The organism is Thalassotalea fonticola (assembly GCF_032911225.1).
In the GTDB taxonomy this organism is placed as follows: domain Bacteria; phylum Pseudomonadota; class Gammaproteobacteria; order Enterobacterales; family Alteromonadaceae; genus Thalassotalea_A; species Thalassotalea_A fonticola.
Window position 1 is genome coordinate 1,335,320 of sequence record NZ_CP136600.1, and the last position, 12,723, is coordinate 1,348,042.

The 12,723-nt window shown below is 38.6% G+C and carries 8 protein-coding genes; 6 read left to right on the plus strand and 2 right to left on the minus strand.

Annotation, left to right across the window (positions count from 1 at the left end):
• Nucleotides 1–15: 15 nt before the first annotated feature.
• The 6 genes from RI844_RS05525 to tcdA all read left to right on the plus strand — a co-directional run bounded on the left by RI844_RS05525 (nt 16) and on the right by tcdA (nt 9,816).
• Nucleotides 16–696 (plus strand): M15 family metallopeptidase, encoded by a 681-nt coding sequence (locus tag RI844_RS05525; RefSeq protein ID WP_348397446.1) that lies wholly within the window; start codon nt 16–18, stop codon nt 694–696.
• Nucleotide 697: 1 nt separating this feature from the next.
• On the plus strand, nt 698–895 hold the full coding sequence (locus tag RI844_RS05530; protein ID WP_348397447.1) for a hypothetical protein: 198 nt from the start codon (nt 698–700) through the stop codon (nt 893–895).
• A 484-nt stretch (nt 896–1,379) separates the two neighbouring features.
• A complete protein-coding gene (locus RI844_RS05535; RefSeq protein ID WP_348398322.1) occupies nt 1,380–2,453 on the plus strand; it encodes an efflux RND transporter periplasmic adaptor subunit in 1,074 nt (357 codons plus the stop codon).
• Nucleotides 2,454–2,521: 68 nt separating this feature from the next.
• Nucleotides 2,522–5,791 (plus strand): efflux RND transporter permease subunit, encoded by a 3,270-nt coding sequence (locus RI844_RS05540; protein WP_348397448.1) that lies wholly within the window; start codon nt 2,522–2,524, stop codon nt 5,789–5,791.
• Nucleotides 5,784–8,909: an efflux RND transporter permease subunit gene (locus RI844_RS05545; RefSeq protein WP_348397449.1), complete on the plus strand. Its 3,126-nt coding sequence runs from the start codon at nt 5,784–5,786 to the stop codon at nt 8,907–8,909. Before RI844_RS05540 ends, RI844_RS05545 begins: the two co-directional genes overlap by 8 nt.
• Nucleotides 8,910–9,030: 121 nt before the next feature.
• Nucleotides 9,031–9,816: a tRNA cyclic N6-threonylcarbamoyladenosine(37) synthase TcdA gene (gene tcdA / locus RI844_RS05550; RefSeq protein WP_348397450.1), complete on the plus strand. Its 786-nt coding sequence runs from the start codon at nt 9,031–9,033 to the stop codon at nt 9,814–9,816.
• A 220-nt stretch (nt 9,817–10,036) separates the two neighbouring features.
• On the opposite strand, the gene ihfA is transcribed toward tcdA, so the two are convergent.
• The gene (gene ihfA, locus RI844_RS05555; RefSeq protein WP_348397451.1) at nt 10,037–10,330 is read right to left on the minus strand and encodes an integration host factor subunit alpha; all 294 of its coding nucleotides are present in this window, start codon (nt 10,328–10,330) and stop codon (nt 10,037–10,039) included.
• Nucleotides 10,331–10,334: 4 nt separating this feature from the next.
• The gene (pheT, locus tag RI844_RS05560; RefSeq protein WP_348397452.1) at nt 10,335–12,719 is read right to left on the minus strand and encodes a phenylalanine--tRNA ligase subunit beta; all 2,385 of its coding nucleotides are present in this window, start codon (nt 12,717–12,719) and stop codon (nt 10,335–10,337) included.
• Between the last annotated feature and the right edge of the window lie 4 nt (nt 12,720–12,723).

Sequence of the window (12,723 nt, forward strand, 5' to 3'; positions counted from 1 at the left end):
GGCATTATTTAACCTATGCAAGTAACGATATCCAATGCCAGCGTGACAGGCTGTACCGATGAACATATACACTACTTTAATGATAAGTTAGGTGTACATCAGGCAATGGTTATCGCATTTTTAAAGCTGCAACAAGCGGCTTTAAAAAGTGGCTTGAATCTACAAATTGCTAGCGGTTATCGTTCATTTAGCCAGCAACTTGCTATATTTAATGGCAAGTTATCTGGTCAACGTAATGTTTTAGATATTCACAATCAAGTGTTAGACCTTTCGCGCTTAACCAAGATTGAACAAATAACCAGTATTTTACTATTTTCAGCATTGCCTGGGGCCAGTCGTCACCATTGGGGTACAGATATTGATGTATACGACCCAAATCTTCTCAATGATAAACCACTGCAGTTGGAGCCATGGGAATATGAAAAGTCTGGACCACAAGCAAAGTTAAGCAAGTGGCTGGATGAAAATATGCAGGATTTCGGCTTTTATCGGCCCTATGATTTATACCGCGGTGGGGTTGCTGCTGAGCCTTGGCATATTTCGTATCAACCATTAGCGAGTTTATTCGCCGAACAACTAACACTCGATTTACTTAAAAAATGTTTAAATGAAAGTGAAATATTGAATAAATCTGATGTTTTAGCAATGTTAGACATTATCTATAAACGATACATTACCAATGTAGGAACACCTTAATATGGACTCTTGGATTATCATCGCCATTATAGTAGCGGTTATTGCCACAATTATTGGTAATTTATCAATGCTACAAAAAAGTGCTAAACCTATTCGTAAAAAAAGTCTAAACGACTTGCAAGAAACACTTCCTAGAGCGGGCGAACGCAGAGAAGAGGACATTAAGCAACAGCGTGAAAAACGCAGAAATAATCGTTAAGAAAATTTATAAAAATCCGGTATCAAATACAGGATGACTACTTTCGAGTACAGAACACTCTCTTCCAGAGTAAGATGACAGCCTCCTACATAGAACACAACCATCGTCTACAAGATGACAATCGCCAAGTACATTACACAAGCCTCTGCCAGAGCCCCTAAAGTACAGACGATACAGCCACTTTTTGTTCATCGGTAAAAACACAATTTCTTACACTCTGCTTTTCAGTTATAACCGTATGAAAAATATGGATTTTTAACATTTTGTTAACATTTAGTTATATTTGCTAACATATTGTAAATTTAACTAACATCTCAAAGCATTTAAAATATACCTAAATTAATAAAAAATCTAACATACTGAAAAATAACAACTTAAATCTTTATTTTAGAGTTGGCACACTCAATGCAGTACTAGATTCAGATAAAACGATTTTTGTCGTCCCGTACTTGATACGGGATCTCAATATATAAGGTATAAAGTGATGAAATCTACTCAATTTAAATTAAAAGCAGCTCTTCTGGCAGCAACAATGCTGTCTTCTTCAATGTTTTTAACGGGTTGTAATAATGCCGAAGCCGTGGCCGAAGAAAAGCCAGTCGAAGTAATTGCCATTCCTGTAGAAGTTGCAGTAGTTGAAAGTGGCGATATTAGCTCTAATTATGTAACCACTACCGTATTAGAGCCTAAAGAAGAAGCGGAAGTCATTTCTAAAGCTTCTGGCATTTTAGAAAAACTTTATGTAGAAGAAGGACAGTTTGTTGAGGCAGGAGAGTTACTTGCAGAGATTGAGCCAGAGCGTTTTCAACTAAGAGCAGAAAAAGCCAGAGCTGAGCTTTCAAGCTTGCAATTAGAATTAGCCAGGATTAATAAAGTACATAGCCAAAAGCTAGTAAGTACTGACACGTTAGACAAATTAAAATGGCAATATGAAATAGCAAAATCAAATGTAAAAATTGCCGAGTTAGATTTAAAAGAAACAAAAATAGTGGCCCCAATTTCAGGATATATTTCAAAACGTTATGTAAAAGAAGGCAATCTAGTCGAGCAATACCAAAGCCAAAAGCTGTTTCATATCGTTAAACTACAAGTATTAGAAAGTAAGGTAAATTTACCAGAGCAAGAATTAAGTAAATTGCGCTTAAACCAACCAGCAAAACTTAGTTTTACTGCATTTCCAAATAAACAAGTAATTGCTCATGTTGAGCGTATCAGCCCCGTTGTTGATTCAAATACCGGTACCTTTAGCGTAATACTTAAAGTTGAGAATTCTGACAATACCCTAAAAGCTGGTATGTTTGCCCAAGTTAAGCTTGTTTATGACGTGCATAACAATACTAAGCTTTTACCTAAAAAAGCGCTGATATCTATGGACAACAAACACACGGTATTTACCATTACTGATAATAAAGCTCATAAAACTGTAGTTACTCTGGGTTATGAAGATGAATCATTTGTTGAGATCATTGATGGTTTGGCCCTAGATGCACAAGTAGTAACTACCGGTCAAAACAACTTAAAAGATCAAGCTGTAATTCAAGTCATTGAAGCTATTTAAGCAATTTACTTATACTAATTAAATCAATAAAAACTATAAAAACAGAAATATAGATCAAGGAAATTGCTATGAATGTGGTTAATGTTGCGGTTAAAAGGCCGGTAACTGTGTGGATGTTTACGTTTGCTGTATTATTATTTGGTATGGTGAGCTTATCAAAGTTATCAGTAAATTTATTACCTGAACTGTCTTACCCTACGCTAACAATTCGTACCGATTATATCGGCGCAGCGCCAGGTGAAGTTGAACAGTTGGTCACTAAACCTATTGAAGAAGTTGTCGGTATTGTTAAAGGTGTGCGCAATGTCCAATCTATTTCAAAAGCCGGTCAATCAGATGTATTACTCGAATTTGAATGGGGCACCGAAATGGACCTTGCAAGTCTTGAGGTCCGAGAAAAGCTCGATGTTATACGCCTTCCCTTAGACGTTAAAAAGCCATTACTTCTAAGATTTAACCCTAACCTGGATCCGATCATTCGCTTTGCTTTAAAAACCAAACAAAGCAATGAAGACTTTGACCCACAAAAACTTAAATCAATAAGAGATTATGCCGATGAAGAGTTAAAAAGAAAACTTGAGTCTGTAAGCGGCGTTGCTTCAGTCAAGCTTGGCGGCGGTTTAGAGAAAGAGATCCAAGTTTTAATTGACCAACACAAGGTTAGCCAGCTTGGTATCGACAGCCAACTTATTGTCGATCGCTTACAGCAAGAAAATATTAATCAATCAGGCGGTAGGGTAGAAGATGGCACACAAGAGTACTTAGTCCGTACGCTAAACCAATTCAAAAATTTAAATGACATGCGCAATGTGTATATAACCAGTGTAGATGGTAAGCATATTCGTTTATCTGATATTGCCAAGGTGATTGATTCTCACAAAGAACGCACATCAATAACCCGCGTAAATGGCGCTGAAGCAGTAGAAATTGCGTTATATAAAGAAGGTGATGCCAATACTGTTAATGTTGCCAAAAAAGTAGATTATAGAGTAAACCAATTAACTGATGAATTACCCGAGGACTTAGAGCTTGTAAAAGTTTATGACCAATCAAGGTTCATCGCCAATGCCATTAATGAAGTAAAGAGTGCTGCGATTATTGGCGGCTTATTGGCCATGCTGATTTTATTCTTTTTCTTAAAGAATATTTGGGCGACAGTGATCATTTCAATATCAATTCCGGTTTCGGTTATTGCTACATTTAATTTAATGTATGGCAACGATATTAGTCTAAATATCATGAGCTTAGGCGGTATTGCTTTGGCGGTAGGGTTATTAGTAGATAACTCAATTGTTGTTTTAGAAAACATCGCACGACGCAAAGAATTAGCTGAAACTACGGACAGCGCCGCCAATAAAAATGCAGCAGTGCTAGGAACAAAAGAAGTATCTACGGCCATTATGGCTTCTACATTAACCACAATGGCTGTATTCTTCCCATTAGTGTTTGTTGAAGGCATTGCCGGGCAATTATTTAGGGATCAAGCCTTAACGGTTACCTTTGCCCTACTCGCTTCGCTCGTTGTCGCCCTTACCCTTATTCCAATGTTGTCATCGCGAGAATTTAAACCCACGCCGATGAATGATGACTCTACAACCAAACGTCAATTAGCTCCTGACGCAAGTAAATTTCAGCAAGTTAAATACTATCTTGCCACACCAATAATTTGGGTATTCCAAGGCTTGTTTTATTATCTGCCATTACTGATTTCTATGGTATTCACTTTTAGTTTTAGAGGCTTAAAACTAGTATTAAGTAAAGTTTTTCGTCCGCTACTTTGGCTATTTGATAAAGTTTATAATAGCTTAGCCAGTTTATATCAAACGTTACTGGCAATTGCTTTAAACCAGCGAATTGTTGTACTGGTTATCATCATTGCGATGAGCACCTCTGCTATCCCATTAATTAAACAACTTAATGTAGAAGTGATCCCTCCACTAGCTCAAGGTGAGTTTTATGTAGAAATTAGCCAACAACCAGGTACGCCTTTAGATAAAACCGATAATACATTAGCCAAACTTGCCAACGAAGCCGCTACATTGTCGCAAGTTGACCGAACGTATGCTTTAGCAGGAACGGGTAGCTTAATGAATGCCTCGCCGGCTCAGGGTGGTGACTATTGGGGTAGGTTAAATGTGGTACTAAAACAAGGTAGTACTGAAGCTGAAGAACAGTTAGTGATGATTCATTTACGCCAATATTTACAAACAATTCCTGGCATACAAATGAAGTTTTCCAGCCCAGAGCTATTTAGCTTTAAACCGCCAATTGAAGTTGAACTTGCCGGGTTTGATTTAGATTTGCTTAAACGTTATAGCGATAAAATTAGTAACAAGCTAAATGATAACAAACGCTTTATCGACGTTAAAACATCCTTGCAAAATGGTCACCCTGAAATTAAAGTATTTTTCGATCATCAACGATTAGCCCAACTTGGTTTAACTGCGCCACAAGTAGCAAAGTTATTAGCAACCAAAGTTGGTGGCTCGATTGCCAGTCAATATTCTCTTAAAGATAAAAAAATAGATATTTTAGTACGCGCCGATGAAGCAAGTAGAGATTCAGTTAACGATATTAAGCAAATTATTATTAATCCACAAAGTGATAAAGCGATCCCGCTGTCAGCGGTCGCTGATGTAAGGTTGTCTGTAGGACCAAGTGAAATCACTCGTATCAGCCAGCAACGGGCGGCGGTTATTTCTGCTAACTTTGCTTTTGGTGATATCAGTGGTGCGGTAACCGATGTACAAACTATTATTGATGACTTAAATATACCTTTAAATGTTAGCGCTAAAATTACCGGCCAAAATGAAGAAATGGACGTATCTTTTACATCACTGGTTTACGCCTTATTACTGGCAGTATTTTTAGTGTATTTAGTCATGGCTTCACAATTTGAATCTTTATTACATCCTTTACTGATTTTATTCACGGTACCATTAGCTGCGGCAGGATCTATATATGGTCTCTTTATTACCAGCACACCTTTGAGTGTCATTGTTTTTATCGGTTTGATCATGCTTGCCGGCATCGTCGTGAACAACGCCATTGTATTAGTCGATCGCATTAACCAATTGCGAGAATCAGGTATGGCTAAAGGTGATGCGATTATGACTTCAGCGACTTCTCGCTTACGTCCAATTGTGATGACCACGTTAACCACAACCCTTGGTTTACTGCCATTAGCAATAAGTGTTGGTGAAGGCGCTGAAATTAGAGCGCCAATGGCCATCACGGTAATCTTTGGTTTGTTATTTGCCACTCTGTTAACACTGTTTTTCATCCCTGTGTTGTACAGTTTATTTGATCGTAAGCGTTTTGGAGAAGCCAATGCCTAGTTCAAATCAACAAGAAACATTACAACAGGATAATTCAGCGCCGACCAATAACAAAGAAACCGTTGGCGCAACTCTGGCAAGCTTTGCTTTAAAACGTCCAGTTACCGTGATCATGATATTTCTATCTTTATTACTTACCGGTATTGTATCTAGTCGCTTGCTACCTTTGGAAAAGTTTCCGGGTATTGATATACCACAACTTTGGATTAATGTGCCCTACCCTGATGCTTCGCCAGCTGAAGTTGAACGTTTGATCACTCGCCCAATTGAAGAGTCTTTAGCAACAATATCAGCCATTAAAAGTATGCGTTCTACCTCACATGAAGGCGGTGCTGATATTCAATTAGAATTTGATTGGGAAGAAAACATCAATGCCAAAAGTATTGAAGCACGCGAAAATGTCGACGCCATTCGCCATTTACTACCGCGCGATGTAGAACGAGTTTTAGTATACCAGTTCAATACTAACGACATGCCTATTTTTCAACTTAGGATCTCATCAGAACAAGATTTATCAATGGCTTATGATTTGCTTGATCGAAACTTAAAACGGCCATTAGAACGTGTACAGGGCGTAAGTAAAGTTGAATTATACGGTGTTGATAAACGCCAAATAAGCATTCGCTTAGACCCTGACAAATTAGTCGCTTTGCATATTGATAGAGCGCTGCTTGTCAAAAACCTAAATGAAAATAATTTTTCCATGGCAGCCGGTCACTTTTATGACAACGGTGAGAAGGTCATGGTAAACCCTGTTGGCGAGTACCGCAGTATTGATGAAATTAAAAATTTAATTGTACAAGATAACATTCGTTTAAAAGATATTGCCAGTGTTGAAATGACTCTGCCTATTCCCTGGGAAGGGAGGCACTTAGATCAAACCTACGCGATAGGTATGAATATACTAAAAGAATCAAATGCCAATTTGGTTGATGTATCAAAACAGGTGTTAAAAGTTATTGAGCAAGTGAATGAAAACCCACAATTTAATGGCATTAATCTTTACATTATGGATGATACCGCAAAAGGTGTAACTGATTCGCTGTCTGATTTATTAAACGCTGGAATGCTTGGTGCCCTACTGTCTGTTGGTGTGCTGTATTTATTCTTGCGCCACTTTGTTACCACCATGATTGTCGTACTCTCTGTACCAGTTTCAATTTGCATTACCTTAGGGGTCATGTACTTTGCTGGCTATAGTTTGAATATTTTATCAATGATGGGCTTATTGTTAGCGGTTGGTATGCTGGTGGATAACTCTGTAGTAATAACGGAATCAATTTTTCAGGAAAAGCAAAAAACAACAGACATTGTCGAAGCAACAAAGAAAGGTGTTAATAAAGTATCTCTTGCCGTAATTGCCGGAACAGCAACTACGATGATCGTATTTTTGCCAAATATTGTTGGTACTAAAATCGATATCACCATATTCTTAGAACATGTTGCTATTGCTATTTGTATCTCGTTATTTGCATCATTATTGATCGCGCAAACACTAATTCCGCTACTTACCAGTAAAATAAAATCACAAACAAAACCAAATCAAAATAAAGCTAAAGCCAGCCGGTTTGAGCACTTTTACTTAAAAAGCCTCCGCTGGACCCATCACCATAAAATAGCGACGTCTATTATAGCCTTGCTTATTTTATTTAGTGTTGCTATTCCCATGCAGTTTGTTACCGGGGATGAAGAGCAAAACTTTAGTGATAATCGCTTATTTATTAGCTGGGAATTAAATGATCAATTTAATTACGACACCGCTGAAAAAATCATTAACAAAATGGAAACCTATCTTTATAGCAACAAAGAAGAGTTTCTAATTGACTCAGTGTACAGCTATTACGCAAGTCACAGCTTACAAACAACATTGATTTTACACGATGGTGAATTACCGATTTCAATGAATGAATTAAAAGAGAGAATTCGTGAAAACCTACCAAAGTTTGTTCGAGCGACTCCCCGCTTCGGTTTTGATCAGGGCAATGGCGGCGGCGTACAAATAAGTTTAACCGGCATATCTACCGACGTACTAATTGAATTGAAAAATAACCTGATCCCGTTAATTGAACATATTGACGGCATTACCGATGTAACGTCTGATATCAAAGGTCAGAAAAAAGAAATGCAGATCAGCGTCGATAGAACCGCAGCATTTCGCCATGGCTTAAGCACGCAAGATGTTTCTAGTGCAATTTCTTTGGCACTTCGCGGTCAGCCGCTTAGAACGTATCGTCATGGTGACAGCGGTGAACTAGATATTTGGCTTAATTATGATTTAAAAGTGAAAAAATCAATAGATGAATTGAAGAAGCTGCCGGTAATAGAACATAACGGCAAAACGATCACTCTTGATAATGTCGCGACAATGACGATTAAACCAAGATTAAGTGAAATTCGCCGTTACAATCGACAAACCGCAATAACCATTCAAGCCAATTTAGATGATATCACTCTAGACGAAGCAAAAGAAAAACTTGAAGCAACCCTTTCAACCATTACTTTACCATCAGGCTATAACTACAACCTGGATGGCAGCTTTGTTCGCCAAGATGAAACCGAAGATGTCATGGCAACAAACATGATCCTTGCTGTTTGCATGATTTATATTGTTATGGCGGCGCTGTTTGAAAGTTTGCTACTACCTACAGCTGTGATCACTTCACTATTATTCTCTTTTGTCGGTGTATTTTGGGCGTTCTTAATAACCGGCAGTTCGATGTCGGTCATGGGGATGATAGGCATGCTCATTCTGATGGGGATAGTGGTTAACAATGGTATTGTACTGGTTGACCGGATTAATCAGCTTATTGAAAAAGGGGATGAAATAGAAGCTGCAGTAATGCAAGGTTGTAAAGACAGACTTCGCCCTATTTTAATGACCGTTTCAACCACAATTCTAGGTTTGATCCCATTGGCATTAGGTAATACTCAAGTTGGTGGTGATGGCCCAACTTACGCACCAATGGCAATTGCCATAATTGGCGGCCTTACATTTTCAACGATAACCAGTTTATACCTAGTACCGCTTGCCTATGTTTTATTACTTCGCCTAAAAGCGTATACCTCAAAATTAGTTGGCAATTCAAAAAATATCGTCAGTAAAGTAATCAAGGCATAAATAAACACGTTAAAACTCGGGTCAGAGTCAGGTTAAAACTATGAAATTAATTTGACTCTGACCCTAGTTTTTTTTGTATAATAATGCGTTTTTTATTTATCGATTATTACAGTGGTTTTAAATGTCTGATTATCAATTACGTTTTGGTGGTATTGAGCGCTTATATGGCGTTGATGGTGCTAAACATATCCAACAAGCACACTTTTGCGTTATTGGCATTGGTGGTGTTGGATCTTGGGCCGCAGAGGCTCTTGCTCGAAATGGTATCGGTCAAATTACCTTAATTGATCTTGACGATATTTGTATCACTAATACCAATCGACAAATTCATGCTTTAGCTGACACCATAGGTGAAGGTAAAGTAGAGGTGATGAGCGAACGCATAAAACAGATCAACCCCGAGTGTGTGGTTAATGAAGTTGAAGATTTTATTACTCAAGAAAATTTGTTTGAGTTAATCACCAATCAGTTCGATTACGTAATTGATGCTATTGATTCAGTGAAGGTAAAAACCTCTTTAATCGCTCACTGTAAGCGTAATAAGCTGCCAATGATCACTGTTGGTGGAGCCGGTGGACAAATAGACCCAACCAAAATTGAAATTGCCGATTTAAGTAAAACCTACCAAGACCCGCTGTTAGCGAAAGTTAAAAATCAATTACGCCGCGACTTTAATTTTCCTAAAAACGTAAAACGAAAATTCGGCATTGATGCGGTATTTTCAACAGAGCAGTTAATGTACCCCACCAGCGAGGGTGGCGTTTGCCATGCTAAGCAAAATACTGATGGCGCCATGCGTTTAGATTGTAGTGGCGGTTTTGGTGCGGCCACTCATGTTACTGCCAGCTTTGCTTTTTTTGCTGTAGGTAAAGCGATGACTAAATATTTAGCAAAAAAGCAACGATAACCTACACCGGGTAGCGTAGCTGCGTAATCGAAACTAAAATTTAATACGAGAATGCTAGAAACGAGAGACGAAGAGCTTCTGGCCCCGAAATAATGCGAGAATTGATTCACGCCAACCAAATTAATGCCAACTAGCTTAAAACACCAGGTTGGTCTGAATTTATTCAGATGTTATAAAAAAGGCTGCAAATGCAGCCTTTTCAACAAGATAACAATATCAACTAACCGTTGTTAGCTTCTTCAACGCGGTTTTTTAATTTTTGCCCCGGTCTAAAAGTTACAACTTTACGTGCAGAAATTGGGATATCTTCACCTGTTTTAGGGTTTCGCCCTGGTCGTTCATTTTTAACGCGCAAATCAAAATTACCAAAACCTGATAATTTAACCTGCTCGCCACCTTCTAAACTTCCTCTGATCTCTTCAAAAAACTCTTCTACCAGTAATTTGGCATCTCGTTTACTTAAACCGAGTTCTTCATATAAGTGTTCTGATACTTCTGCTTTGGTTAGCGCCATGTTTTTAATCTCTCAGTGATGCGTCAAGTTCGCTTTTTAATGCATCGACCACAGTATTTACAACTTCCGAGATATCCTTGTCTTCAAGTGTTCTCTCGTTATCTTGCAATGTTAATGCTATTGCCAGACTCTTAAAACCGGGTTCGATACCTTTACCTTGGTATACATCAAATAATTCTAGGCTAACTAAATGATTTGTGCCAACCTTTTCAATGAGTTGTAGCACTTTTTTTGCATTTATTTCATTTTTCACTACTACAGCGATGTCTCTTCGGTTCGCAGGGAACTTAGAAATGGCACTAGCTTGCGGTATTTTTTGCTGCAAAATTTCACTTTGTAATAACTCAAACGCTAAAGTTCGACCATTTAAGCCAAGTTTACGTTCAAGCTCAGGGTGAATTGTACCAACATAACCAACTAACACTTCGCCACGGTAAATTGCCGCTGTTTGTCCTGGGTGTAGTGCCGGGATGTCTGCAGCTTTAAACTCATAGGCATTAGCATTTGCAGTTAACGCAAGTAACGCTTCCACATCGCCTTTGGCATCAAAGAAGTCTACCGCGGCTTTTTCTAAATTCCAATGTTCACCGGTTTTTAGGCCAGTGATCACACCAGAAATCATAGCCTGTTGGCGTACACCGTTTTCAGCATTGCTGTCAGGAACAAATCGTAAGCCACACTCAAATAAACGTACACGACTCTGTTGACGATTTTGATTGTTTACTACAGATTGAATTAAGCCAGTCCATAAACTTAAACGCATTACTGACATTTCAGAAGAGATTGGATGTGGTAAGGTCATTACCTCTTCTTCAGGATGTAACAATGATTGAACTTTTGGATCAACAAATGAATAAGTAATTGCTTCTTGGTAACCTCGAGTTACAAGAGTATTTCGGAATTTGGCAATATTCAGTTTTGCTTCTTTATGGCTACGCATTTTAAGCTTAGCGGTAGGAGAAACATTAGGAATATTGTTGTATCCATATACACGGGCAACTTCTTCCGTTAAATCTTCTTCAATTGAGATATCAAAACGATAAGCAGGAACGGTTGCTGTCCAAACATCATCGTTAAATTCAACCGTTAAACCTAAACGAGTAAGAATTTCAGTCACTTGTTCAGTTTCTATATGAATACCGATACGTGAATCTAATTTCTTACGACGTAATGTAACCGCACGCGGCGCAGGAATATGTTCTTCACTAATACCTTCAACTACAGGACCAGCTTCACCACCAACAATATCTAATAATAATGCAGTTGCACGTTCAATAGCTTGACGCTGTAATTGTGGGTCAACACCACGCTCATAACGATGAGATGCATCAGTGTGTAAGCCGTATTGACGAGCTTTACCTAAAATAGCAAGTGGTGCGAAGAACGCACTTTCTAATAAAATATCAGTAGTGGTTTCAGTTACACCTGAATCTTGACCACCAAAAATACCCGCCATAGCTAACGCTTTGCTGTTATCGGCAATCACTAATGTTTCTTTAGAAAGTTTGACATCAACGCCATCTAACAAGGTTAATTCTTCATTTTCATCAGCAAAACGAACATTGATTGCGCCGTCAATTTTAGCTAAATCAAATGCGTGCATTGGATGACCAAGCTCTAACAGTACAAAGTTAGTCACGTCTACAACAGGGTCGATTGCTCGCACGCCACAACGGCGAAGTTTTTCAACCATCCAAAGAGGCGTAACCGCTTGCGCATCAATATTTTTAATAACACGAGCTAAATAACGAGGACAAGCTTGCCCTGCAACTATATTCACGTCTATGGCATCTGTAATTGTTGCTGCTTGCTCTGTAATTTCTACTTCAGTAACAGCAATATTGTTTAGTACGCCAACTTCGCGGGCAATGCCCTTTATACCTAAGCAGTCACCACGGTTTGCGGTTAAATCAACATCGATTGTTACATCGTTTAACTTTAAGTATTCACGAATACAGGTGCCAATTGGCGCGTCCACTGGCAATTCAAGAATGCCATCAGAGCTTTCCGCTAAACCAATTTCAGATTCACTACAAAGCATACCGTGTGATGGTACGCCGCGTAGTTTGGCTTTTTTAATTTTAAAATTACCAGGCAGTACTGCACCAACTTTAGCAACAGCGACTTTAAGGCCTAAGCGACAATTTTTAGCACCACAAACGATATCAACAACTTCATTACCAACATTTACTTTGGTCACTTGCAATTTGTCTGCATCAGGATGTTGCCCGCATTCAACAACTTCACCAACAACAACGTTGGTAAATTCACCGGCAACAGGGTCAACGCCGTCTACTTCCAGGCCAGCCATGGTAATTTGATGAGCTAACTCATCTGAAGATATCGCAGGATTTACCCACTCACGTAACCAAGATTCACTAAATTTCATTTTA

Excerpts from the sequence above, each read along its gene's own strand:
- RI844_RS05525 (WP_348397446.1), top strand. The coding sequence starts at position 16 with ATGCAAGTAACGATATCCAATGCCAGCGTGACAGGCTGTACCGATGAA.
- RI844_RS05530 (WP_348397447.1), top strand. The coding sequence starts at position 698 with ATGGACTCTTGGATTATCATCGCCATTATAGTAGCGGTTATTGCCACA.
- RI844_RS05535 (WP_348398322.1), top strand. The coding sequence starts at position 1,380 with ATGAAATCTACTCAATTTAAATTAAAAGCAGCTCTTCTGGCAGCAACA.
- RI844_RS05540 (WP_348397448.1), top strand. The coding sequence starts at position 2,522 with ATGAATGTGGTTAATGTTGCGGTTAAAAGGCCGGTAACTGTGTGGATG.
- RI844_RS05545 (WP_348397449.1), top strand. The coding sequence starts at position 5,784 with ATGCCTAGTTCAAATCAACAAGAAACATTACAACAGGATAATTCAGCG.
- tcdA (WP_348397450.1), top strand. The coding sequence starts at position 9,031 with ATGTCTGATTATCAATTACGTTTTGGTGGTATTGAGCGCTTATATGGC.
- ihfA (WP_348397451.1), bottom strand. The coding sequence starts at position 10,330 with ATGGCGCTAACCAAAGCAGAAGTATCAGAACACTTATATGAAGAACTC.
- pheT (WP_348397452.1), bottom strand. The coding sequence starts at position 12,719 with ATGAAATTTAGTGAATCTTGGTTACGTGAGTGGGTAAATCCTGCGATA.